Origin of the sequence: Mycobacterium celatum, from assembly GCF_002101595.1 — a bacterium.
GTDB lineage: Bacteria > Actinomycetota > Actinomycetes > Mycobacteriales > Mycobacteriaceae > Mycobacterium > Mycobacterium celatum.
Window position 1 is genome coordinate 109,053 of record NZ_LQOM01000037.1, and the last position, 23,658, is coordinate 132,710.

The window sequence follows — 23,658 nt, forward strand, 5'->3', positions numbered from 1 at the left end:
CTGCGCCTGCGGCGGTCCCGGCGGGCCGGGCGGTCCCGGCGGGCCGGGCGGTCCCGGCGAGCTCGGCGGTCCGGTCACGACAACCAGCCCGCCGCCTCGGCGGCCCAGTAGGTCAGCACGATGTCTGCGCCGGCGCGACGGATGCCGGTCAGCGATTCCAGCACCGCGGCGCGGCGATCGATCCAGCCGTTGGCCGCGGCGGCCGAGATCATCGCGTACTCCCCCGACACCTGGTAGGCCGCCACCGGCACCGGGGATATGGACGCCGCCGCCGAGACGATATCGAGATAGCCCATCGCGGGTTTGACCATCACGACGTCAGCGCCCTCGTCGAGATCCAGCTGTACCTCGCGCAACGCCTCCCGCGCGTTGCCGGGCTCCTGCTGATAGGTGCGACGATCACCGGACAGGCTGGAGCTCACGGCCTCGCGGAACGGCCCGTAGAACGCCGACGCGAACTTGGCGGCATACGCCAAGATCACCACGTCGGTGTGACCGGCGGCGTCCAGGCCGTCGCGGATGGCGCCGACCTGGCCGTCCATCATACCGCTCGGCCCTACCACCTGGGCTCCTGAATCTGCTTGCGCCACAGCCAGTTCCACATAACGGGTCAGTGTAGCGTCATTATCGACCCGGCCGCGTTCGTCGAGCACGCCACAGTGTCCGTGGTCGGTGAACTCGTCGAGGCAGGTGTCGGCCATCAGCACGGTGGCCTCAGCGAGATCCTTGGCCAGATCCCGCAACGCGACGTTGAGGATGCCGTCCGGGTCGGAGCCGACCGACCCGGCGGCGTCCTTGTCCTCGTCGCGGGGGACGCCGAACAGCATCAGCCCGCCGACTCCGGCTTCCACCGCTTCGGCCGCGGCAGCGCGCAGTGAGTCGCGGGTGTGCTGCACCACGCCGGGCATCGACGCGATCGGCCGCGGCTCGGAGATGCCGTCGGCGACGAACATCGGCAACACCAAATGCCTTGGCTCCAAAGACGTTTGCGCCACCAGCCGGCGCATCGCCGGTGTCGAGCGAAGCCGACGCGGACGCTGCCGGGGGTACGCCATGCTCATTCCTCACCGCGAGGGTGCGCAGAATGCCAGCTTCGACGGCGTGTCGGCGTACAAACAGGCACACTCGGCTGTTGGCCGGCCACTTAGCGCCTGCGGCTCTTCTTACGCGGCGGCGGCAACGCGCCCTCGGCCCGCAGCCGTGCGGCATGCTCGGCCAGCGCCTCGATCAGCGGTCCCACCGCGGCGGTCTCCGGCTGCACGTCGACGCGCAGACCGAATTCGGCTGCCGTCTCAGCGGTTTTGGGACCGATGCAGGCAACGATGGTCCGGGCGTGCGGCTTGCCGGCGATGCCGACCAGGTTGCGCACCGTCGAGCTCGACGTGAAACACACCGCGTCGAACCCGCCGGTCTTGATCATTTCCCGCGTTTCCGCCGGCGGCGGCGCGGCCCGCACCGTCCGGTAGGCGGTGACATCCTCGATTTCCCAACCCCTTTCGCGCAGGCCCTCGGCCAGCGTCTCGGTGGCAATGTCGGCCCGCGGCAATAGAACCCGGTTCACCGGGTCGAAAACGCTGTCGTAGGGCGGGAATTCGTCGAGCAGACCCAGTGAGGACTGCTCACCCGACGGCACCAGCTCCGGGCTGATGCCGAACGCGCGCACCCGGTCGGCGGTCGCCTCGCCGACGCAGGCGATCTTCACGCCGGAGAACGCGCGAGCGTCCAGGCCGAACTCGCCGAACTTCTCCCACACCGCGCGCACCGCGTTGGTGGAGGTGAACACCACCCACTGGTAGCGGCCGTCGACCAGACCCTTGACCGCGCGCTCCATTTGCGCGGGGCTGCGCGGCGGCTCGACGGCGATGGTCGGCACCTCGATCGGCAGGGCGCCGTGCGCAGTCAGCCGTTCGCTCATCTCGCCGGCCTGGTCCTTGGTGCGCGGCACCAGCACGGTCCAGCCGTACAGGGCGCGGCTCTCCCACCAGTTCAGTTTGGCCCGGTTGGCCACTGTTTTGCCGATCGTGACCACCACCGCTCCGGTCAGCGGGCCGGCGGGGTCGGTGCCGCCCAGCGGCGCGCCGTCGGTCAGTGTGCCCAGCGTCGACTCCACTGAACGCTGCGCGCAGGTGGTGCCGGACCCGGTCACCACGCAGGGCGTCGACTCGGTCAGCCCGTATTCGATCAGCGTGCGCGCCGCGTCGGCCACGTGAGATGCGGTGGCCTGCAGGATCAGCGGACCCGGTGCGGCGGCCAAAGCGGCCCAGTCCACATGTGGGTCGCGCACGTCGGCAACGGTGTGCGACGAGCCCAGCGGCAACCCGGCATACGCCGGCACCGCGGAGCTGGGCGCCAGCCCGGGCACGATCTCGAAGTGCAGGTGGTTGCGCGCCACCGCACTCACCTCGGTGATGACCGCGTCCACCGACAGCGGGTCACCGGCCACCAGCCGCACCACGTCGTGGCCCGAACGGGCTTCGGCGACAAGTGTTTTGGCTACTTCGGCCGGATCACCCAGAGCCGGCCGGATGTCGGGCCCTACGGACACAACCGCCACGGCGGCCGGATCGTCGGCGGTGCCCTCTGGGGCGTCCGAGCTCGGCTCGGCGGGCGCTGGGCCGGACACCGGCGGCAGGTCTTTGCCGATCAGCCCCAGCACAGCCTCGGGCACGTCAGGGTCGGTGAACACCAGGGCGGCATTGGCCAGCGCCGTCGCGGCCCGCGTCGTCAGCAGACCCGGGTCCCCAGGACCAGAGCCCACGAACATGATGCGGCCCGGCTTCGGCTTACGCCCTCGCGTCGTCATCTGTCATTCCTCCTCGCGCGGGATTTCACCGCGCCCCCGACATGAGTTCCCGTGCGCCCAACTCGAACAGCTCCGCGGCCACCGAGAGCCCGAGCTCCCGTGCCCGATCCGGACTGCCGATGCCGGATGCGCGGATCACGTCGGATCCGTCCAGCGCCGCCACGCAGCTGCGTAGCGACAGCTCCTCGAAGACATGTGAGTCGTCCTCGTCGATGGACTCGACCACCTCGGCGATCGCGCCCACCGGCGCGGAGCAACCTGCCTCCAGTTCGGCGAGCAGGGCACGCTCGGCGGTGACGGCCGCGCGGGTGTCGGCGTCGTCGAGCTCAGCCAACAGTGCCGCCAGACCGGTGTCCCCGGCGCGGCACTCGACCGCCAGCGCCCCTTGAGCCGGCGCCGGCAACATCTGTACCGGCTCCAGCGTCTCAGTAACGGCGTCGAGTCGGCCCAGCCGGGCCAAACCCGCCCTGGCCACCACGATCGCGTCGAGATCACCGCTGCTTACCCTGTTCAACCTGGTATCTAGGTTGCCTCTTAGGGGGCGGATTTCCAAACCGAGACCCAGTGCTCTAAGCTGTGCGGCCCGTCGCGGCGACGAGGTGCCCACCACCGAACCCGTCGGCAACTCCGCCAGCACCAGCCCGTCGCGGGCCACTACGGCGTCTCGCGGGTCTTCGCGGGGCGGTATCGCGGCCACGGTGAACCGAGGATCGTCGGCCGTCGGCAAATCTTTGTGCGAGTGCACCGCGGCGTCGACCCGGCCCTCGAGGATGGCCTCCCGCAACGCCGCGGTGAACACCCCGACACCGATGCTGGCAATCGGATCGCTCGACCGGTCGCCCTCGGTGCTGATCGTGATCAGCTCGGCGGCATGGCCGTTGGCGGCCAAGGCGTCTTTTATGGCGCCGGCTTGGGTGGTGGCCAACAGGCTGCCCCGCGTGCCTATCCGGATCAGGTCGGCCAAGCGGCTACTCGCCCGAATCGGTTGTGACCGTAGGCAATTCACCTGCGGTGGCGACGGCGTCGACAGCCGTCTGGTCGAGTTCGAACAGCTCGCGCAGGGCCTCGGCGTAGCTGTCGCCGCCGGGCGCACTCGCCAACTGTTTGATCCGCACGGTGGGCGCGTGCAAGAGCTTGTCCACCACGCGGCGCACGGTGCGGGCCACCTCGTCGCGCTGGGCGGCCTCGAGGCCCGGCAGCCGGTTGTCCAGCCGCAGCAACTCCGATTCGACGACGTCGGCGGCCCGCTGCCGCAGCGCGGTCACCGTCGGGGTCACCTCGGCCATCCGCTGACCGGCCAGATAGGTGGCGACCTCGGCGGCGACGATGTGGCGGGCGGCTTCGGCGTCGGCGGCCGCGGCCCGGGCCGACGGTTCCCGTTGGATGCGGTCCATGTCGACGACCCAGACGCCGGGCAGGCCGGCCACCGCCGGGTCGACGTCGCGCGGCATGCCCAGGTCGCAGATCACCAGCGGTTGGGTGGTCTCGTCGCGGCGGGCGGCCGCCAGCGCGTGGTGCACGTCGGCCAGCGACACCACCGGGCGCACCGCGCCGGTGCAGCTGACGACGACGTCGGCGTCGGCCAACGCAGCCGGGAGCCGGTCGAGGGCCCAGGCTTCGGCTTCGGCACCGGATTCGCGGACCTTGCGGGCCAGCCGGTGCGCCCGCGGCAGCGACCGGTTCACGACGTGGACGTGCTCGACGCCCGCGCGGGCCAGATGCGCCGCGGCCAGCGCGCCCATCGCCCCGGCGCCGATCACCGCGGCGGTCTTGCCGGTGAGCCCACTCAGTCTGCCGTCGGCCATGCCGAGCGCCACCGACACCACCGAGGCGCCGGCGGCGTCGATCGCCGTCTCGCTGTGCACCCGCTTGCCCACCGCCAGCGCGCGCTGAGCCAACTCATGCAGCACCCGTCCGACGGTGCGGTTGGCCTCGGCGGTCGCGTAGGCGCGGCGCACCTGGCCCAGCACCTGCCGTTCGCCGAGCACCGCCGAATCCAGACCGCTGGCCACCGCGAACAGATGCTCGACGGCGGCCTCGCTGTAGCGCACGTAGGCGTATTTCGTCAGGTCGCCCAGCGACATCCCGGAATGCTCGGACAGCGCCTGCCCGATGACCGACAGACCGCCGTGGAAGGCGTCGACCACGGCGTAGACCTCGACCCGGTTGCAGGTGGACAGCACCATGGCCTCGGTAACCAGGGGCGACTGCAACACCTGGTCGATGATCTTGATCTGGTCGGACTCGTCGGTGGACAGCTGTTCCAGAACGGAAACCGGCGCGCTGCGGTGCGACACACCGAAGAGCAGGACGCTCACGGCTGAATCACCTGGCCTGCTCCCTTGCTATCACCAGTGAACGAACTGCTCTCCACGGTAGACGTTCGGCTGGTGGGCTACCAAATTTCAGCGCTAGGTCGATCCGCGGCGATCCGCTACGAGGTCCGCGCGCAGCCGCTCCTCGTCGACCTCCCAGTAACTGTGCTCGCGGCCGTCGAGCAGGACCACCGGCAGCCGGTCGCCGAATTCCGCCCGCAGGCCGGGATTCCCGGCGTCCGCCGCGGCGTCGACGTCGACGGCCGACAGGTCGAACCCCAACTCCGCGGCCAGCCCGGCCAGTTGGGCGTATGCCCGTGCGCAGATCGCGCACCCGTCGCGGGTCAGCAGCTGCACCTGCGGGCGGTCCACGACCCCAGTGTGCAGCAGTTGCCGGATAGTGTTGTGGCGTGATGGCTTTTGCCGACTCGGGCCGTGAGCAGCCCGGTCGCTCTGACCTCAAGGCGCTGGCGTCCAACGCCAGCGCCGAACGCGCGCTCGACGGCCTGCACGACGACGCCGCGGCCGGGCCCGAGCAGCCGCCGGTCGACCTGACCGCGGCCGCGTTCTTCGACGTGGACAACACCTTGGTGCAGGGTTCGTCGCTGGTGCATTTCGGCCGGGGCCTGGCGGCCCGCAAATACTTCACGTACCGCGACGTGCTGGGATTCATCTACGCGCAGGCCAAATTTCAGATCATCGGCCGCGAGAACAGCGACGACGTCGCTGCGGGCCGGCGCAAGGCGCTGGCGTTCATCGAGGGCCGGTCGACGGCCGAGCTGATTGCGCTCGGCGAGGAGATTTACGACGAGATCATCGCCGACAAGATCTGGACGGGCACCCGCGAGTTGGCGCAGATGCACCTCGACGCGGGCCAGCAGGTGTGGCTGGTCACAGCCACGCCCTACGAGCTGGCGGTGACGATCGCACGTCGGCTCGGGCTGACCGGGGCGCTCGGCACGGTGGCCGAATCGGTCGACGGCGTGTTCACCGGCCGGCTGGTCGGCGACCTCCTGCACGGCACCGGCAAGGCTCATGCGGTGCGGTCGCTGGCAATTCGGGAAGGGCTGAACCTGCGACGCTGCACCGCCTATTCGGACAGCTACAACGACGTGCCGATGTTGTCGCTGGTCGGCACCGCGGTCGCGATCAATCCCGACGCCCGGCTGCGCGCCCTGGCCCGCGAGCGGGGGTGGGAGATCCGCGACTTTCGGACCGCACGCAAGGCCGCCCGCATCGGGGTGCCGTCGGCGCTTGCGCTGGGAGCGGCGGGCGGGGCCCTGGCGGCGGCCGTGTCGCGTCGCCACGAGCGCGGGTAGCGCGCGAGGGGCGCACCGACCGCATAGGCACCGTGTCGCGTCGCCACGAGCGCGGATAGCGCGATGCGGCAATCCCGCTGATAAGCTGCGCCGCTGAGCACCCATACGAGTGGAGAGCAGCGCATGTCAGTGCCCGAAGGCGCCCAAGACCTCATCGGGACGCACTACCGGTTCCCGGATTACTTCGACGTCGGACGCGAAAAGATCCGCGAGTTCGCACGGTCGGTCAAGGACGATCACCCCATGCACTTCGACGAGGCTGCCGCCGCCGAAGCAGGTTATCCGGCGCTGGTGGCTTCGCTGACATTTCTGGCGGTCGCCGGGCGGCGCGTGCAGCTGGACGTCTTCACCAAGTTCGACATCCCGATCAACCTCGCGCGGGTGCTGCACCGGGACCAGAAGTTCATCTACCACCGGCCGATCCTGGCCGGCGACCGGCTCTTCTTCGACACCTATCTGGACTCGGTCATCGAGTCCCACAGCACGGTGATCGCCGAGATCCGCAGCGAAGTCACCGACGCCGACGGCGACCCCGTGATCACCAGCGTCGTCACAATGCTCGGAGAGTCGACGCATCCGGAGGCCAACGCGGAAGCGACGATCGCCGCAATTGCATCGATCCGAGGCGGAGGCCAGGTGGCCGCCGCTACGACTCAGGGGGCTAAGACCAGTGAGTAACAATCTCACGCCGCACTTCGAGGACGTCCAGTCGCACTACGACCTGTCCGACGACTTCTACCGGCTGTTCCTCGACCCGTCACAGACCTACAGCTGCGCGTACTTCGAGCGCGACGACATGACTCTGGAAGAGGCGCAACTTGCCAAGGTCGACCTGTCGCTGGGCAAGCTCGGTCTGCAGCCCGGTATGACGCTGCTCGACGTCGGCTGCGGCTGGGGCGCGACGTTGCGGCGCGCAGTCGAGAAGTACGACGTGAACGTGATCGGCCTGACGCTGTCGAAGAATCAGGCCGCCCACGTGCACAAGTCGTTCGACGAAATGGACAGCCCGCGCTCCAAAGAGGTGCGGCTGCAGGGCTGGGAGCAGTTCGACGAGCCGGTGGACCGCATCGTTTCTATCGGCGCGTTCGAGCACTTCGGCCGGGACCGCTACGACGACTTCTTCACGATGGCCTACCACGTCCTGCCGGCCGGTGGGGTGATGATGCTGCACACCATCATCAAGCCCAGCGACCAGGAGTTCGCCGACCGCGGGCTGCCGCTCACCATGAGCAAGCTGCGCTTCTTCAAGTTCATCATGGACGAGATCTTTCCCGGCGGGGATCTGCCGCAGGCGTGTGTGGTCGAGGAGCACGCGGCCAAGGCGGGCTTCACGCTCACCAAGAAGCAGCCGCTGCGGTTGCACTACGCCCGCACGCTGGACATCTGGGCCAGGAACCTGGAAGCCCGCAAGGACGAGGCCATCGCGATCCAGTCGCAGGAGGTCTACGACCGCTACATGAAGTACCTGACCGGTTGCGCCGACCTGTTCCGCGAGGGCTACACCGACGTCTGCCAGTTCACGTTGGTCAAGCCGTCCTGATAGGCCCGTCGAACGTCGACTTATCGTCGAAATTCGGCGTCTATCAGCTCAACAACTCGACGTTCGCGCTGAAAACTCAGCCGAAGAACATGTTGCGCCGGCCGGCCAAGAGCCGATACAGCGTCTGCTGGATGGTCTCGCGGACCTGGTCGGTCAGCTCGAAGGTGACCATCGGGTCGTCGGCGTCGGCAACGTCGTAGTCGGCGGTGGAAATCGGCTCGCCGAACGCGATGTGCCACTTCGACGGCAGCGGCACCATGCCCGCCGGACCGGCCAACGGGAACAGCGGCGTGATCGGGAAGTACGGCAACCCGAACAGCCGTGCCAAGAGCTTGAGGTCGGCCACCATCGGGTAGATCTCCTCGGAGCCGACGATCGAGCACGGCACGATCGGCGCCTTGGTGCGCAGCGCCGCCGACACAAACCCGCCCCGGCCGAACCGCTGCAGCTTGTAGCGGTCCTTGAACTTCTTCCCCAGGCCCTTGTAGCCCTCCGGGAACACCGCGGTGAGCTCGCCGGAAGCTAGTAACCGGTGGGCGTCGGTGGTGCAAGCCATGGTGTGGCCGGCCTTGCGGGCGGTTTCGCCGATCACCGGCAAGTCGAACACCAGGTCAGCGGCCAACAGCCGCAAGTCGCGATGCGCAGGGTGCTCGTCGTGTACGGCAACCGAGGCCATCAACCCGTCGAAAGGCAACACTCCGGCGTGGTTGGCCACCACCAATGCGGCGCCGGTGTCCGGCAGGTTCTCGATACCGCTGACCTCGACCCGGAACCACGACCTGAAAAAGAATCTCAGCAAAGGCCGCACGATGGCGTCGTTGAAGTGTGGGTCGAACCCGAACTCGTCGACGCTGTAGTCGCCGGTGATCCGCTGACGCAGAAATGCGGCAACCGCACCGACCCGCTGCGCGAGGTCGCTGCCGGGCGTTTCGGTTTCCGGTTTGGCGCCGGCGACGCGGCGGTGCTGGTCGATCTCACGGACGACGGCGGCGATCTGCTCGGCCGACGCCCGCCCGCCGGGATCCGACAACAGCGACGGATGCCGACGCGACGCCTGGGTCCGTTGACCCGCCCGCCGCTGCGCGGCTGCACGACTCGGATTCGTGTGCAGCGGAATGACTTTCGCCTTCGGCTCACCCGCCACGATATTTACTTCCCCCAACCGATGGAATTGGGTTCCAGTGGCCAAAGCGCTGCGCTGCTGCCACGGCCCGACCCTCCAAGGAGACTACCAACTCCGGTTTGATAATGGGAGTCAAACCTCGACCACGCACGTAGTCATCGAAGGCTTCGGCCGTCGTCCACTTGGGCTGGAAGCCAAGTTGGACACGCATCCGCGTTGTGTCCATCACCCGGCCATAGCTGAGATAGTCGAGTTGCTCGCGGTTGATTTCGGTATAGCGATTGGCGCGTCTCAGCGAATCGAGAATCCACAGCCCGAATCCCGGTACCGGCAGCGGAATTCGGCCCGCCCGCCGGATCGCCTGCGACAGCATGATGATCCCGTCGGCGCCGATGTTGAAGGTGCCGGGCTTGCCGGCCATCGCGGCGCGCTCCAGCGCACCCAGCGCATCCTGCTCGTGCAGGAGCTGGAGGCGGGCATCCCGTCCGACCACGGTGGGAACCAGCGGGCCGGCCAAGTAACGAGACAGCGTGGTGTCCATCGCGGGCCCGATCATGTTGGCCAGCCGCAGAATTGTCACCGAGATGTCGGGCCGTCGCCGACCCAGCCCGCGCACATAGCCCTCGATGTCGAGGCTGTCCTTGGGAAAACCCTCGCGGAAGGGCCGGCGGCTACTGCTGTCCTCGGTGAACATCACCGGGTCGTGCGGGCTGGACCCGTAGACCTCCGAGGTGGACTTGAGCACCACGCGGCGCACCGAGGGCGCCTTCTGACAGGCAGCGAACAACTGCATGGCGCCCATAACGTTGATTTCCTTCAACGCCGCGCCGCCGCCCGATCGCGGCGCAAACGACGCCGCCGCGGCATGCACCACGGTGTCGACGTCGCCGTTTCGAATCACCTTGGCGATAAACGGGTTGCGGATGTCGGCGCGGACGAATTCGGCGCGGCCCATCCGCCGCAGCATGTCCTTGCTGGGGGCAATCGCGTCGACGGCGATGACCCGGTTGATCAACGGGTTCTGCGCCAGCCGGGCCGTCAGGTAGCCGCCCAGAAACCGGCAGGCGCCGGTCACCAACACGACTTTGGGATAGTGCACCGTGTCGCTGGTGCCGCCCGACGAATCCACTCCGACAGCCTAACGGCCCGGCGCTACCACGGCGTTACCAGACAATGACGTCCGACCACCAGTCCAGTTGCCGAGATTTACTTTCCGAGTTTTCTGCGCTGCACCCGGGTGCGGCGAAGCAGCTTGCGGTGCTTCTTCTTCGACATCCTCTTGCGCCGCTTCTTGATTACTGAGCCCATAACCCCGCTATCCCTATGGCCGTGCAACAACCCGCACACTCTACCTGGGCGACCGGGCACAGCGAAAAGCGCCGACGTGCACCCCGGGGCGACGGCACGCTCAGGCCTAAGCGCACGTTCGAAGCGGTGACCAGCTAGCCAGCGTCGAAGTAGGAGCTCTCCAGCATGTCGTGCACGGCCTTGGCGTGCACCCGGAAGGAGCGCCCGACGCGGACCGCGGGCAGTTCACCGTTGTGAACCAGCCGGTAGACCGTCATCTTGCTGACCCGCATCAGCGCCGCCACTTCGGCCACAGTCAGAAATTGAGTCCTGGGCTGCTGGCCGTCGGGGGAACCGCTGTCCCGCGCCGATTTTCCGCCAGCTGAATCTCGTGCCGATGGCCCGTTCATAGACGTCATCGCAACCCAATCCGTCAGGCACGCGCAGTCCCAGCGGCTTCCCCTCCGCTGGCACCCACACGTGCATACACACAGGAGAATAGCGGTACTAGTGGGGTTACTGCGACGGGTGGTAGGAATTCAGGGAAAATTTATGAATTACTCTGATGTGATTCGTAGCTGCTCAGAGCGGGTTTTCGCGGCCCGGACCGCCTCGTCGACGGCGCTGCGCAAGCCGCCGCGTTCGAGTTCCCGCAGCGCAGCGGCGGTAGTGCCGCCGGGCGAGGTAACCGTGGCCCGCAGCCGCGCCGCCGTTGTGTCCACACTGAGGTCGGGTGCGACGTCACCGGCAGGCGCCCGGTCCTGCTCCATCCGCTCCAGCAGCATCGCGGCCGACCCGGCCATCGTCTGGGCGACCAGTTCGGTCGCCACCTGACGGCTCAGCCCCACCCCGACGCCGGCGTCGATCAGCGCCTCGACCATCAGGAAGAAGTACGCGGGACCGGAACCGGACACCGCGGTCACCGCGTCCATCTGCGCCTCGGGGACGGTGAGCACGCCACCGACGCAGTCGAACAGCGCGGCGACCTCCTTGAGCTGTTCGGGGGTGACGAAGCGGCCCTTGGCCAGCGCGCTGACGCCGGCGCCGACCAGCGCCGGCGCATTGGGCATCACCCGGACCACCGGCGTGCCGGCCGGCAGTTTCGATTCCAGGTATCCGGTGGTGACCCCGGCCGCGACGGTGATGAACACCTGCTCGGGGCTGTCGCCGTCGGCTTGGGCGGCCGCGTGGGCGATCTCGGTGATGGCCGCCTCGACGTCGGCGGGCTTGACGGCGAGGATGACGAACGTCGCGTTCTCGGCCGCGTCGGTCATCGACGTCACCAGCACCGAATAGGTGTCGGCGAGGTAGCGAGCACGCTCCGGCAGCCGTTCGGCCACCACCAGGTCCTTGACCTGGCGCCCGGATCGCAGCAGGCCCGAGAGCAAGGCTTCGCCCATGCTGCCGCCGCCGATGATCGCGATTCTGGCCATGCCGCACAGCATGGCAGACCTCTCCGTCAGCGAAGAGCGGGGACCATCGCCAGCTGGCGGCTCTGCACCACGATGCGGCCCTCGCAGTCGACGACGGTGTGGTCCTCGTCGAACCAGTCCTGCCCGATCTGCACGCAGGTGCACAGCACGCGCAGCCATCCGTCGGCCGGCAGGCCCCGCAGGTAGGCGGTGAGCTGCACGGTGGGCGCCCAGCCGGTGCGGCCCACGGCGAAGCTCACCGGCGCCGACACGTCACCGCACATCAGCGCGAACAGCACGTCGGGCGCCACCCCGCGCGGGCGCACCCACATCTGGATCAGCGGTGGCCGCCCGTCGGTGGGCTCGAGCGTGGAGACCACCGGCCGCACGTCGCAGCCCTCGGCGAGGTGCACCAGCCCGGCCATCGGATGGCCCGGACCGATCGGAGCCACACCGGGCGGCGGTTCCGGGGCCATCAGCTCGGTCACCGGGTTGGCCGAAAGCAGCGGCGGGACATGATGTTCGGGCTCCCCGAGGGTGACGACGGTGTGCACGGCGGTCCGCTCGCCCTGGTTGAGTTCGACGTCGACCACGCTGATCCGCCTGCCGCGCTTGCGGATCGAGGTCGTCAGCTGCATCGGCCCGGGGTCGGGTGCCCACAGGTAGCTGCCCGACACCGCGACCGGCTGGACGCCGTCACCGTGGGCGGTGCGGGCGGCGTTGGCGCACAACGCCAGCATCGCCCCGCCGTGCACCTTGGGTCCGATGGTCCAGTGCTTGTTCAGTTCGCCCTCGAAAAGGGCGGGCCCGGCCTCGCGCAGCGTCATCGCTTCGGTGAATAACGGGGTCTTGGACACAGCGAGAATTCCTCTGGGCCTCAACGCAACAGGTGTTTCCGGGCAAACTGTAGCGACTCGGCCAGCATCGCCTCGCGCTCGTGGATGGAACGCGCGCGTGAGGTCGACACCTCCAGCACGACGTGGCCGGCGAAGCCGCCGCCGGCCAGCATCTGGCACACCTCCACGACCGGCTGGGTGCCCCGGCCGGGCACCAGATGTTCGTCGGCCGGCAGCCCGCTGCCGTCGCACAGATGCAGGTGCACCAGGCCCGAACCCATCCGCTGGGCCATGTCCAGCGCGTCGCTGCCCGCCGTCGCGGTGTGCGACAGGTCCAGCGTGTAGTGCGCGTGGTTGCCGTCCAGCGGGTCGTAGGACGGTGAGAACGCCGAGATCGCCGGGCCCGGCCCGCCGCCTCGTCTGCGCATCCGTTCCATGGACTGCCGGAAGAATCGGTCGGCCCGGAACGGGAACATGTTCTCCACCGCCACCAGGACGTCGCTCGACTCCTCCAGTGCGGCAACCTGTTCGGCGAACCCCTCGGCGTAGCGGCGCTGCCAGCGGAACGGCGGATGTACGACGACGGTTTGGGCGCCGAGCTTTTCGGCGGCCTGTACGCTGCGTTCCAGCTTGGGTATCGGGTTGGACCCCCAGACTCGTTGCGAGATCAGCAGGCACGGCGCGTGTACCGACAGCACCGGCATCCGGTAGCGCCGGGAGAGCTTCTCGACGGCGGCGATGTCCTGGCTGACCGATTCGCCCCACACCATCAGCTCGACGCCGTCGTAGCCGAGCTTGGCCGCATATTCGAAGGCGGCCTCGGTCCTCATCGGGTAGACCGAGGCCGTCGACAGGCCGACCTTGATGGCTGGGCGCACTGACTGGCTAGCCGGACTGCAGCAACGCCAGCGGCCCCAGTGTGACCAGCGCCCCCACCGCGACCGCGATCAACGTGCTGCCGATGTCCTCGGTCTTGCGCACCACCCGAACCCCGACCACCAGACCGAGGATGACGAGCACCGAAAGCACCAGCGCCACAATGTTGTTCCACCGCCACAGCTGGTCGAAGGCGATGAACAGCCCGGCGCCGAACGCGACGGCCAGAATCGACTGCAGCACAACCAAACCGCCGCGCAGCAAGGCTTCGGTGCGGTCCGGCCACGCGTAGGCGTCCTCGGCATCGTCGGCCAGATCGTCGATGTCGGAGTCGATGTCGGAGTCGATGTCGGAGTCGAGATCGGCGTAGTCGTCGGCCTCGTCGATGTCCGGGTAGTCCTCGTCGGCCTCGACGTCGTCGGCGGTCTTGTCACGCAGGAACCGGCCGAGATAGGACCGCACGTAGGCGGAGTCCTCGGTGGGCGGTTCGGCCTCTCGCACGTCGGTGTCCATGACGTCGACGGGCATGCCGGCGTAATCCTCCAGCGGGTCGGGGTTCATCCCCTCGGCGCCGGCTTGCGCGGCGGGCCGGACGGCTCGCTCCTCGTCGTCGACAGGGGCTTTGCGGGTCGGCAACGGGTAGGGGCTGCGCTCGGGGCGAGCTTCACGCGGGGGCCGCTGCGGCGACGACTCCGGCCAGCGCGGCTGCGGCTCGGACCAGTACGGCGCTGAGTCGGCGGCGACGTCTGGCTCCTCGACCCGGGTGGCCCCGTTGGGGCGGCGGGCATGTGACCGCGGGCCGGGACGGTCGGTGTCGTCGTGCTCGGCGTCCTCGACGACAGGGATCTCGCCGGTCAACTCGGCGACGGTCACTGCGTCGTCGTTGCCGCGGCGGCGGCGACGGCGTCCGGCAGGCGGCGGTGCGCCGATGGTGCCGTTCTTGGCGAGCAACTCGGCCACCGAGATCGGCCGGGTGCCCGGGCTGTCGTTCGGTCCAGTCATGGTGTGCTGCCTCTCGATCGGCCAACCGCAGTCCGATCAGCTTGCTGGCTTCCAGCATCGCCCACGGAAGTCTCGACGAGGGCGGTTCCGTCGGCTTCGCTGTCAAGTTTGCGCAAGATGAGACCTTCCCGCAGCGCCCACGGGCAGATGTCCACCGTTTCTATCGACAGCGCTCGCATACTCGCCTCCGCCACCAGAGCTCCCGCCACGATTTGCGGCGCCCGCTCGGCACTCACTCCTTCCAGTTCGGCTCGGTCAGCCGTGGTCATCCTAGAGATGAAAGATATGAGTTGTCTGAGGCCGCTAGCGGTCAATGTCCGCTTCACCCGCGGGCCCGCCGCCGACGGCGCCGCGCCGGTCAGCCGCGCCAGCGAGCGGAACGTTTTCGACGTTGCTACGGCCAGGTCGGGGCTGCCGGCGTCCAGCAGCGTCACGCTGGCTTCGGCCAGCTCGGAGTCCAGCCAATCCCGCAGCATGCCGACCCGTCGCCGGCCGGGCGGATCGTCTTGCAGCCACTCGCGGGTCAGCCGCCCGGCGCCCAGCGGCAGCGACATCGCGACCTCGGGTTCCTCGTCGACGCCGTTGGACAGCTCCAGCGAGCCGCCGCCGATGTCGAGGTTGATGATCCGCCCGGCGCTCCAGCCGTACCACCGGCGTACCGCCAGGAAGGTCAGCCGCGACTCGTCGACGCCGCGCAGCACCTGCAGCTCCACACCGGTCTCGGCCTTGACCCGGGCCAGCACGTCCTCGGAGTTCTCCGCGTCGCGGACCGCAGAAGTGGCGAACGCCATCAATTCGGCGCAGCCGGAGCTCACCGCGATCTTGCTGAACTCGTCGATCGTCGAGATCAGTTTGTCGGCGCCTTTTCGGGTGATCTTGCCGGAGCTGTCGGTGGCTTCGGCCAGCCGCAGGGCGGACTTGGTCGAACTCATCGGCGTCGGATGCCCGCCGCGGCGTGCGTCCACCACGAGCAGATGGACTGTGTTGCTGCCCACGTCGAGCACACCCAATCTCACGGGGACAACCTACTGCCTGGCGACAATGCAGACCGCGGAGCGGTCTGAGGAGAAGCCAGGCAATCAGGCCTGCGTGGCTCGTAGCTGGTTACCGGCGCAGCCACTACCGTGGACATACGTGACGTCCTCGCAACCAGAGCGCCCCGGCGAAGTCGAATTGGACTTTGCGCGTGAATGGGTCGAGTTCTACGACCCGGACAATCCCGAGCATCTGATCGCAGCGGACCTGACCTGGTTGCTGTCACGCTGGACGTGCGTGTTCGGGACTCCTGCCTGCCAGGGCACCGTGGAAGGGCGCCCCGACGACGGATGTTGTTCGCACGGCGCGTTCTTGTCCGACGACGACGACCGCGCCCGGCTCGACGATGCCGTGTCACAGCTGAACGACGACGACTGGCAGTTCCGGGAGAAGGGCCTGGGCCCCAAGGGCTATCTGGAACGCGACGAGCACGACGGCGAGAAGGCCTGGCGCACCCGTAAACACAAGGGCGCCTGCATCTTCCTGAACCGGCCAGGATTCAAGGCCGGCCCAGGCTGCGCACTGCACACCGCGGCGCTGCGGCTGGACGTACACCCGCTGACGATGAAGCCCGACGTCTGCTGGCAGCTGCCGATCCGGCGCAGCCAGGAATGGGTGACGCGTCCCGACGGCAGCGAGATCCTCAAGACCACCGTCACCGAATACGACCGTCGCGGTTGGGGAGCCGGCGGCGCCGACCTGCACTGGTATTGCACGGGCGATCCGGCCGCCCATGTCGGCCGCGAGCCGGTGTGGCAGAGCCTGGCCGCCGAACTGACCGAGCTGCTCGGCGAGAAGGCCTACGCGGAGCTGGCGGCAATGTGCAAGCGGCGCAGCTCATTAGGACTCATCGCGGTCCACCCGGCGACTCGGCTCGCCGAATAGCTGCTTTGGGCGCCGAGACTGCGTGCCTAGCCGGGGTACGGTCTCCTTGTAGGACGCCACCATCCGCAGTGCGCTGGCTCGCAGGTAGGACTCGACCGTCGCGGCGGCCGTCGAGGCGTCGTGCGCCAGCACCGCGTCGGCGATCGCTCGCAGCTCGGTGACCACGGTGTCAGCGTCGTCGTAGGCGGCGGTGAGCTCGTGTTCACGGCCGCCGAAGGCCTGCTCGACCCAGCGGTATAGCAGCCCCAGCGCCCGGTTGCGGGTCGCGTGGATGAGCACGCTGAAGAACGCCAGGTCGGCCTCTTGGCGGGCCTCGGACGTCTCCGCCGCGCCTACCGCCGCGAGCGCCGCGCGCAGCGCCCGGGCGTCGTCGGGTGTGCCGCGCTCAGCGGCCAGCCGGCCGATGAACGCGCCGAACGCCGCCCGCAGCTCCAGCAGCTCCACCAGGAAATCCGGCCCCAGCTTGCGGACCAGCGCCTCGACCACCGCGGGGTGGGTCAGCCCGCCGGGGTCGCGAACCACGTTGCCGCTGCCCTGCCGGGCCTCGATGAGGCCCATGTGCTGCAGCCGCGCCAGGCCCTGCCGCAGCGACGTGCGGTTGACGCCAAACTGCTCCGCGAGTTCCCGCTCGGGCGGCAGCGTCGACCCAGGCGGGAAGGCGCCGTCGAGGATGGCGTCGGCGATCGCCGCGGCGATCTGTTCGTCGAGGCGCTGACGATCCGGCGGACGAAACGGGCTTGACTGGTTCATTGGCCCAACCAATATAGTAGACGCACCATGGACGCCGAACTCCGGTCCGCCGCCGTCCCGCGCTGGCGGGGCAACCCTGGCCGCCTGGAAGTCTGGTACGCCACGCTCTCCGACCCGGTGACGCGCGCCGGGCTGTGGGTGCACTGCGAATCGGTTGCCCCGACGACGGGCTCGGCTTACGGGCATGGCTGGGCGACGTGGTTTCCCGCCGACGGGCCGCCGCGCACCGAACGCTTCGGTCCGGGTCCGATCTCGCCGGCTGTCGAACCGGCGTGGTTCCGGGCCGCCGACGCGCACGTCGCCTTTCAGGAATTGGCCGGGCGCGCCGGATCGCTGGCCTGGGATCTGCACTGGAAGGACACCGGCAGACCACTGTGGACCTTTCCGCGGGTGGTGTGGGAGCGCGAGCTGCTGCCCGGCGCGCAGGTGGTGCTCGCGCCCACCGCCGATTTCACCGGGTCGGTCACCGTCGGCGATGCCGCTCACCGGCTCGACGGTTGGCGCGGCGCGGTAGCGCACATCTACGGCCGGGGCAACGCCAAGCGCTGGGGCTGGATTCACGCCGACCTCGGTGACGGCGACGTGCTCGAAGTGGTCACCGCCGTGTCGCACACACCGGGCCTGCGCAGGCTGCCTCCGATCGTGTTCGTCCGGTTCCGAATCGACGGAAAGGATTGGCCGCCAATGGGTTTGCCGTCGCTGTGGATGAAGACGAGGTTGGGTGTGCGGCACTGGCAGCTGGAAGGACGTATCGGGGGTCGCAACGTCCTGATCCGCGTGGACCAGCCCGCGGACCGATGCGTGAGCCTGGGCTACACCGATCCGGACGGCGCCACCGCGGTGTGCACGAACACCGAGCAAGCCGACGTTTACGTCGAACTCGGCGAGCGGCGCTGGTCGGTGCTGGGTCATGCAGAAGTCGGGTTGCGCGGCGATGCGGCGCCGGCAGTCAACGAAAGGATTCCGTCATGAGTTTTCTGCTCGACCCGCCGATGCTGGTGGTCTCCGGTGTGGCCATCGAACGCGGACTACCGGCAGAGCAGCGCGACGCCGCCGAGGCCGCCACGCTCGGCGTGTTCTTCGGCGGCTCGTTCGGGCTCTACAACAATGTGCCGGGCCTCGGGGTGCTGTGGCGACCGTTCCGGGCCCGCAACGGACGCGACTTCATGTGGAACAGCGGGGTTTTCGGCGTGAACACCGATGAGCTCCGTTGGCCGATGCATGCGCTGGCAGCCGGGATTTTCGCGACGTATCCGTTCTTCCTCAAGCTGGGCCGCGGGCTCGGGCGGCGCTTCGGGTGACGGCCCCGTTCGGCCAGGCGTTGCTGCCCGAGGAGTGCGGCGGCCCGTCGCCTGCGCAGCTGGTCGACCGCGTCGACCGGTATCTCGACCGGCTGCCCACGGCGTCGCGGCTAGCGGTCCGGGCCGGAATGCTAACCGTCGCGGCCGCGAGCTATCTGAGCACCGGTCGGTCTTTGTCGCGGTTGACCCCGCAGGCTCGTACTGCAGTGCTGCGCCGCATTGCCGGGCTCACTCCCGACACCGGCGCGGCGATCGAAGGGTTGAAAGCCGTTGTGCTGCTTGCTAACGGCGCCGACACGTATGCAGCAGAGTTGCTTGAGCGTGCGCGGAAGCACGATGTGGCCCGCCCCGACGCAGCGCTGAACCTCGCTTCCTCGCTTGATATTCCGTCGGTTCTGCGCGCCGACGCGGTGGTCATTGGCTCCGGCGCAGGCGGAGCGATGGCGGCCCGCACGCTGGCCCGCGCCGGAATGACGGTGGTCATCGTCGAGGAGGGCCGGCGCTGGACGGTCGACGAGTTCCGCAGCATGCATCCGATCGACCGCTACGCCGGGCTGTACCGCGGCGCCGGAGCCACCGTCGCGCTGGGACGCCCAGCGGTGGTGTTGCCGATCGGCCGTGCGGTCGGCGGCACCACCGTCGTGAACTCGGGCACCTGCTATCGGCCTCCGCTGCCGGTACAGCAGCGCTGGCGCGACGAATTCGGTTGGAACTTAGCCGATCCGGGGCAGTTGGCCGGCTACCTCGACGACGTCGAGCAGACGTTGCAGGTGGCGCCTGTGCCGGTGGAGATCATGGGACGCAACGGGCGGCTGCTGCTCGACAGTGCGGCGGCGCTGGACTGGCGGGCGGCGCCGATCCCCCGCAACGCGCCGGGCTGCGACGCCTGCTGTCAATGCGCAATCGGCTGCCCGCACAACGCCAAGTTCGGTGTGCATCTCAATGCGTTGCCGCAGGCATGCGCGGCCGGCGCGCGCATCGTGTCGGACGCCCGCGTCGAGCGGGTCTTGCATTCGGGCGGTCGCGCACAAGGGGTTCGGGCGCGTCGGCCCGACGGTACCGCGGTCGACGTGCTGGCGGAGACTGTGGTGGTCGCGGCGGGCGCGACGGAGACGCCGGGACTGTTGCGGCGCAGCGGGATTGGCGGGCACCCGCGGCTGGGCCGCAACCTTGCGCTGCATCCGGCGGCGATGCTGGCCGGCCGCTTTGACCATGACATCACCGCGTGGCGAGGAGTGCTGCAGAGCGCGGCGGTCGACGAGTTGCACGAGTCGCACGGTGTGCTGATCGAGGCGACCTCGACGCCGCCGGGAATGGGGTCGATGGTATTCCCCGGCTACGGCGCCGAGCTGCTCGACTGGCTCGACCGCGCCAGCCATGTCGCCACCTTTGGCGCGATGGTGGCCGACCGGGGCGTCGGCCGGGTCTATTCGGTACGCGGAGAGACGCTGCTGCGCTACAACATCACTCCGACCGACACGGGCAAGGTGATGACCGCGCTGCAGGCCATGGGCCGGCTACTGTTCGCCGCCGGCGCAGTCGAGGTGCTGACCGGGCTGCCGGCCGGTCCGACCGTAACGAGCATGCCGGAACTGCAGGATGTGCTCGGTCGCACGAACCCGAAAAGCTTGCACCTAGCGGCTTTTCACCCAACCGGCACGGCGGCGGCCGGCGACGACGAGCTGCGCTGTCCGGTCGACCCGCGCGGCCGGCTGCGCGGAATTGACGGAGTGTGGGTGGCCGACGCGTCGATCCTGCCCAGCTGCCCGGAGGTCAACCCGCAAGTCTCGATCATGGCGCTGGCGTTGGCGGTGGCCGACGAAATCGTCGAAGAAACCGCCGCGGCATGAAGTTGCGAGAAGAACTCTTACAGATGATCGCCGAGGACGATTCGGTTTGGGCCCGCCTTGCTGCCGATGGTTCGGTGTTCGACGGCTATCACCCGGCGATGGAGGAGGTCCACAACCGCAACGCCGACCGGCTCGAGCAATTGCTCGAAGATGGTTGGCCCGCCGTCGCCCGCGTTGGCGAGGACGGAGCCGATGCGGCCTTCCGGATCGCGCAACATGCGATCAGCCGGCCCGATTTCCAGCGGCGCTGCCGCGAATTGCTGCAGGCTGCGGTTGTCGCCGGTGACGCCGACCCCAAGCAGCTCGCGATGCTCACCGATCGGATCAGGTGTTTCGAGGGTCGAGGACAGCTTTACGGAACCCAATTCGAGTGGGACGACGAGGGATATCTGTCGCCGCGTCCCATCAGCGATCCCGAGGACGTCGATCTTCGGCGCGCGAGCGTCGGGCTCGGACCGTTGGCCGAAGCGATTGCGCACCAACGTCAGCGAGCTGTCACTTGCGGCGCACGGCCGCCGGGAAATCCCGCCGAGCATCGCGCGGAATACGAAAAGTGGCGTCGCCGCGTGGGTTGGAGCTTCAGTTGACGACCGCCACTCGTTGCCGGCGCCCGGTCGACTTCCGTGGAGCGTCCGCCAGCTGCTCGATGGCGCCGCGACTCAGCTTGGATTCAGCGGCAATCTTCTCCGGATCGAAGCGAATCGGTTGCAGCGGCACACCGGTCACTCGCGCTTGCGCTTGCTGAAATTCGGGCAGCGGGCCGGGCAGCAGGTGCGCGCCGTTGAGCATCACCTTCAGTGCTTGCCGAATCGACCACACCGTCAGCGGATCGGGTCGGGTGTGCATGTACAGGTTGCGCGCCCATCGTGGTTGCATGTCGCGAATGAACCAGTTGACGAACGCTTGGGGAGGCCACTGCCAGACGGGCATGGCGTGGCGGTTGTTCGGCCAAATCGCTTGTGACACCGCCGGTAACAGCGCGAGCTTGGGTACCCAGCTGTCGAGGACCTCGAGCACCTCGCCCTTGCTGGCCGGCAGATCGGTTCCACCGAGCGCGTAGCCCACTCGGGTGAACTCGCGGTAGTAGCGGTCCAGGTCGGCGCCACGAAGCGGCGCGAAGTGGTAGCGCTCGTGGGCGGTGGCCAGCCCCCAGACGACGTTGGCGTAGTTCCACCGCAGCAGCTCAGGGTCACGGGCGTCGTAGCGCATGCCGGTCAGCGCGCTCACCCCATGCACGGTTCCGTGCATGGCCCGCACGATCCGCGCGCATCTTTCTGCTGTCTCGGTCGGGCCATAGGCAACACCGAGAAAGAATGCCAGCGAGTGGCCGAACCGGACCGCAGCTCCTTCGGGGTCGATGGCGAATCTGGGGTTGCCGTCGTCGTCACGCTTCAGCGCACGTGAGTGGTGGTAGCCGCCCGAAATCGTCGAAGGGTCAAGCTGTTCCATCGTCGCCGAGGAAAACAGCCCCAGCGCCACCAACGGCATGTGCGAGTGCACGTACCACACGGCGCTGTCCGGTCCGAACCATCCTTGGTCGCCCTTCGGCTCTGCAAAATCGAGGCCTTGGAAGAAGCGGCTCCGCACCGCCTGAGCGAAGATCCTGTCGAAAATCACTGCCACGGGATTCTGCAGAATCGCCATGCTTCCGGCCTTTCTACGAGGATGATTTCATCATGACGCAAGTAAAAACTCGCTTTCAATTCGCGTTCTGATGGCGCGTTCTACCAGCGGTCCGGTTGCTCCGCGGCGTGTCCCGCAACAACAGCGCTCGCGTTTGATGGTGCGGCGGATCCTCGACGCCGCCAAAACGGTGCTGATCGAAAGGGGCTATGACGACGCGACGACCAACCGCATCGCCGAAGCCGCCGGCATCAGCCCCGGATCTCTCTACCAGTACTTCCCGAACAAGGAAACGATCATTGCCGCTGTGATCGATCGCTACACCGACCACATTGCCGACCGGGTCACCGCCCACCTCTCGGCGCACATCGGCGAACCCGAAGAGCCGCAACGTATTTACGCCACCCTCGACATCCTTCTTCAAGCTATGGAAGAAGAGCCCGGTCTGCTACGGGCCCTGATCGAGCAGACACCGCGGCTGGGGCTTGGAAACAAGATCACGGCGTTCGAGGACCGCGTCGGCGAGTTGGCGGCGGCCCACCTGCGGCTGCGCTCCTTGCCTGTCCGTCATGCGCAGACAACTATTTGGCTGCTGGTTCGGACCGTCGAACACCTCACCACTCGCTATTTGCTCGACCGGCCGCCGATCGATCGGGACGAATTCCTCAATGAACTCACTGCACTCGTCATGGGCTATTTCCGAATCCATAGCGAAAGCCGAGGCGACGGGCCGGCAAACGCACCCGAAACGTGATTGCCGCAATTCACGGCGCAGTACGGGGATTCACCCGGCGATGCCGGCAATGCTCTGTCCCGATCTACGGGCTTTGGCCACCAGGTTGAGCAGGTGGGCGGTGACCGCCTCGCGGCGCTCGTATGGCAAGAAGTGGCCAGCGCCGCGAAAGATAACCAGTTGGCTGGCCGGCAATTTCTCCGCGATCCGGCGGGCATGGACGGGTGAGGTCAGTGGATCCCGAGTACCGGCCATGACGACGGCATGGGCATGCCGGAATGCCGGCAACGCGTCGTAGCGGTTGTGCTGCAGTATCGATCGGCCCAGCGCCGCAACGGCCCGTGGATCGCTTTGGGCTGCCTGCAATGTAGTCCGGTTCATGTCGTGGCGTCGGGGCTGCTTCCCATAGGCCGCGCGGCCACCTTGCCGCACGAGCAACAGTGGCTTGCTTGGCAGCTTGACCCGGGCCGCCGGCACGAGTGCCGCTCTCATCGCGGGCTCGGTACCCGGAACCCTCCTGATCGTGCCCAGCAGATGCCCGGCGCTGGTCGCCACGAACGCCACTGCGGCGACGCGTTCGGCGACAATGCCCGGGTGGCGCTGCGCCAACGCCATCAGCGTCATTCCGCCCAGCGAATGCCCACCGAATACGATCGGTCCCGCCGGGACCGCCTGGGTCACCACAACTGCCAGGTCGTCCGCGAGTTGCTCGATTGAGGCGGTGGGCACTGACGCCGAATTACCGTGGCCCCGATGGTCGTACGCGATGACACGCACTGACGGCTCCGCCCTGGCGATCGAGGTGGCGACGTCCTCCCAGAGGCGGCCCGACAGGGTCCAGCCGTGGGTGAGCACGACGGTGACATCAGGCTCGGTCGAGCCCCATTCCCTGATGTTGAGCCAGGCGTCCGGCAGCGTCAGGCCGTACTGCCGGCACAGCACCTCCGATCGATCGCTGGTCATCAGCG

The 23,658-nt window shown here is 68.2% G+C and carries 26 protein-coding genes; 9 read left to right on the forward strand and 17 right to left on the reverse strand.

Annotated elements, in window-relative coordinates:
• Positions 1–74 precede the first annotated feature (74 nt).
• From hemB to AWB95_RS16785, 5 genes are all read right to left on the reverse strand, one after another.
• Positions 75–1,061, reverse strand: coding sequence for a porphobilinogen synthase (gene hemB, locus AWB95_RS16765; RefSeq protein WP_099539571.1), 987 nt, complete (start codon positions 1,059–1,061; stop codon positions 75–77).
• Between the two features lie 83 nt (positions 1,062–1,144).
• Positions 1,145–2,803, reverse strand: a complete 1,659-nt coding sequence (locus AWB95_RS16770; protein WP_062541860.1) for a bifunctional uroporphyrinogen-III C-methyltransferase/uroporphyrinogen-III synthase — start codon at positions 2,801–2,803, stop codon at positions 1,145–1,147.
• Between the two features lie 25 nt (positions 2,804–2,828).
• Positions 2,829–3,758 carry a hydroxymethylbilane synthase gene (hemC, locus tag AWB95_RS16775; RefSeq protein WP_062541861.1) on the reverse strand — a complete coding sequence of 310 codons (930 nt, stop codon included), beginning with the start codon at positions 3,756–3,758 and terminating at the stop codon, positions 2,829–2,831.
• 13 nt (positions 3,759–3,771) lie between these two features.
• Positions 3,772–5,121 (reverse strand): glutamyl-tRNA reductase, encoded by a 1,350-nt coding sequence (locus tag AWB95_RS16780; protein ID WP_085168423.1) that lies wholly within the window; start codon positions 5,119–5,121, stop codon positions 3,772–3,774.
• 93 nt (positions 5,122–5,214) lie between these two features.
• A complete protein-coding gene (locus tag AWB95_RS16785) occupies positions 5,215–5,490 on the reverse strand; it encodes a glutaredoxin family protein (protein WP_062541870.1) in 276 nt (91 codons plus the stop codon).
• A 41-nt stretch (positions 5,491–5,531) separates the two neighbouring features.
• Between AWB95_RS16785 and AWB95_RS16790 the strand changes: the two genes are divergently transcribed.
• The 3 genes from AWB95_RS16790 (at position 5,532) to AWB95_RS16800 (ending at position 7,977) form a co-directional block, all read left to right on the forward strand.
• A complete protein-coding gene (locus AWB95_RS16790; RefSeq protein WP_085168424.1) occupies positions 5,532–6,437 on the forward strand; it encodes an HAD family hydrolase in 906 nt (301 codons plus the stop codon).
• A gap of 123 nt (positions 6,438–6,560) precedes the next feature.
• The gene (locus AWB95_RS16795) at positions 6,561–7,115 is read left to right on the forward strand and encodes an FAS1-like dehydratase domain-containing protein (protein ID WP_062538623.1); all 555 of its coding nucleotides are present in this window, start codon (positions 6,561–6,563) and stop codon (positions 7,113–7,115) included.
• Positions 7,108–7,977: a cyclopropane mycolic acid synthase family methyltransferase gene (locus AWB95_RS16800; RefSeq protein WP_062538622.1), complete on the forward strand. Its 870-nt coding sequence runs from the start codon at positions 7,108–7,110 to the stop codon at positions 7,975–7,977. The genes AWB95_RS16795 and AWB95_RS16800 overlap by 8 nt, the downstream gene beginning before the upstream one ends.
• Positions 7,978–8,053: 76 nt before the next feature.
• On the opposite strand, the gene AWB95_RS16805 is transcribed toward AWB95_RS16800, so the two are convergent.
• The 9 genes from AWB95_RS16805 to AWB95_RS16845 all read right to left on the reverse strand — a co-directional run bounded on the left by AWB95_RS16805 (position 8,054) and on the right by AWB95_RS16845 (position 15,529).
• Positions 8,054–9,121, reverse strand: a complete 1,068-nt coding sequence (locus AWB95_RS16805) for a lysophospholipid acyltransferase family protein (RefSeq protein ID WP_062538621.1) — start codon at positions 9,119–9,121, stop codon at positions 8,054–8,056.
• The gene (locus AWB95_RS16810; RefSeq protein WP_062538620.1) at positions 9,111–10,229 is read right to left on the reverse strand and encodes an SDR family oxidoreductase; all 1,119 of its coding nucleotides are present in this window, start codon (positions 10,227–10,229) and stop codon (positions 9,111–9,113) included. Before AWB95_RS16810 ends, AWB95_RS16805 begins: the two co-directional genes overlap by 11 nt.
• A 77-nt stretch (positions 10,230–10,306) precedes the next feature.
• The gene (locus AWB95_RS16815; RefSeq protein ID WP_003402602.1) at positions 10,307–10,408 is read right to left on the reverse strand and encodes a 30S ribosomal protein bS22; all 102 of its coding nucleotides are present in this window, start codon (positions 10,406–10,408) and stop codon (positions 10,307–10,309) included.
• A 134-nt stretch (positions 10,409–10,542) separates the two neighbouring features.
• On the reverse strand, positions 10,543–10,806 hold the full coding sequence (locus AWB95_RS16820) for a helix-turn-helix domain-containing protein (protein ID WP_045383791.1): 264 nt from the start codon (positions 10,804–10,806) through the stop codon (positions 10,543–10,545).
• 138 nt (positions 10,807–10,944) lie between these two features.
• The gene (gene proC, locus AWB95_RS16825; RefSeq protein WP_180275978.1) at positions 10,945–11,820 is read right to left on the reverse strand and encodes a pyrroline-5-carboxylate reductase; all 876 of its coding nucleotides are present in this window, start codon (positions 11,818–11,820) and stop codon (positions 10,945–10,947) included.
• Between the two features lie 26 nt (positions 11,821–11,846).
• Entirely contained in the window at positions 11,847–12,626 is a 780-nt protein-coding gene (locus tag AWB95_RS16830) for a thioesterase family protein (RefSeq protein ID WP_084706929.1), read from the reverse strand.
• A gap of 50 nt (positions 12,627–12,676) precedes the next feature.
• A complete protein-coding gene (locus AWB95_RS16835; RefSeq protein ID WP_062538617.1) occupies positions 12,677–13,513 on the reverse strand; it encodes a sugar phosphate isomerase/epimerase family protein in 837 nt (278 codons plus the stop codon).
• Positions 13,514–13,520: 7 nt separating this feature from the next.
• Positions 13,521–14,513 carry a hypothetical protein gene (locus AWB95_RS16840; RefSeq protein WP_085168425.1) on the reverse strand — a complete coding sequence of 331 codons (993 nt, stop codon included), beginning with the start codon at positions 14,511–14,513 and terminating at the stop codon, positions 13,521–13,523.
• Complete coding sequence (locus tag AWB95_RS16845; RefSeq protein ID WP_062541385.1) at positions 14,510–15,529, reverse strand: Ppx/GppA family phosphatase; 1,020 nt, start codon at positions 15,527–15,529, stop codon at positions 14,510–14,512. The genes AWB95_RS16840 and AWB95_RS16845 overlap by 4 nt, the downstream gene beginning before the upstream one ends.
• 118 nt (positions 15,530–15,647) lie before the next feature.
• Between AWB95_RS16845 and AWB95_RS16850 the strand changes: the two genes are divergently transcribed.
• Positions 15,648–16,433 (forward strand): DUF3109 family protein, encoded by a 786-nt coding sequence (locus AWB95_RS16850; RefSeq protein WP_099539572.1) that lies wholly within the window; start codon positions 15,648–15,650, stop codon positions 16,431–16,433.
• Here AWB95_RS16850 and AWB95_RS16855 read toward each other — a convergent pair.
• Complete coding sequence (locus AWB95_RS16855) at positions 16,389–17,183, reverse strand: FadR/GntR family transcriptional regulator (protein WP_085168426.1); 795 nt, start codon at positions 17,181–17,183, stop codon at positions 16,389–16,391. The two genes, AWB95_RS16850 and AWB95_RS16855, sit on opposite strands and share 45 nt — an antisense overlap.
• Before the next feature lie 27 nt (positions 17,184–17,210).
• Between AWB95_RS16855 and AWB95_RS16860 the strand changes: the two genes are divergently transcribed.
• Genes AWB95_RS16860 through AWB95_RS24165 form a run of 4 tightly spaced genes read left to right on the forward strand, consistent with a single transcriptional unit; the run spans position 17,211 to position 20,921 of the window.
• Positions 17,211–18,155 (forward strand): tocopherol cyclase family protein, encoded by a 945-nt coding sequence (locus tag AWB95_RS16860; RefSeq protein ID WP_062541800.1) that lies wholly within the window; start codon positions 17,211–17,213, stop codon positions 18,153–18,155.
• Positions 18,152–18,484 (forward strand): hypothetical protein, encoded by a 333-nt coding sequence (locus AWB95_RS16865; protein WP_062541801.1) that lies wholly within the window; start codon positions 18,152–18,154, stop codon positions 18,482–18,484. Before AWB95_RS16860 ends, AWB95_RS16865 begins: the two co-directional genes overlap by 4 nt.
• Positions 18,481–20,334 (forward strand): GMC family oxidoreductase, encoded by a 1,854-nt coding sequence (locus tag AWB95_RS16870; protein ID WP_099539574.1) that lies wholly within the window; start codon positions 18,481–18,483, stop codon positions 20,332–20,334. The genes AWB95_RS16865 and AWB95_RS16870 overlap by 4 nt, the downstream gene beginning before the upstream one ends.
• Positions 20,335–20,357: 23 nt before the next feature.
• The gene (locus tag AWB95_RS24165; protein ID WP_420799436.1) at positions 20,358–20,921 is read left to right on the forward strand and encodes a DUF6624 domain-containing protein; all 564 of its coding nucleotides are present in this window, start codon (positions 20,358–20,360) and stop codon (positions 20,919–20,921) included.
• On the opposite strand, the gene AWB95_RS16880 is transcribed toward AWB95_RS24165, so the two are convergent.
• On the reverse strand, positions 20,914–21,978 hold the full coding sequence (locus AWB95_RS16880; RefSeq protein ID WP_062538466.1) for an oxygenase MpaB family protein: 1,065 nt from the start codon (positions 21,976–21,978) through the stop codon (positions 20,914–20,916). The two genes, AWB95_RS24165 and AWB95_RS16880, sit on opposite strands and share 8 nt — an antisense overlap.
• Before the next feature lie 136 nt (positions 21,979–22,114).
• On the opposite strand from AWB95_RS16880, the gene AWB95_RS16885 reads away from it, so the two are divergent.
• The gene (locus tag AWB95_RS16885; RefSeq protein ID WP_062538465.1) at positions 22,115–22,711 is read left to right on the forward strand and encodes a TetR/AcrR family transcriptional regulator; all 597 of its coding nucleotides are present in this window, start codon (positions 22,115–22,117) and stop codon (positions 22,709–22,711) included.
• A 30-nt stretch (positions 22,712–22,741) separates the two neighbouring features.
• On the opposite strand, the gene AWB95_RS16890 is transcribed toward AWB95_RS16885, so the two are convergent.
• Positions 22,742–23,653: an alpha/beta fold hydrolase gene (locus AWB95_RS16890; protein ID WP_062538464.1), complete on the reverse strand. Its 912-nt coding sequence runs from the start codon at positions 23,651–23,653 to the stop codon at positions 22,742–22,744.
• Positions 23,654–23,658 lie beyond the last annotated feature (5 nt).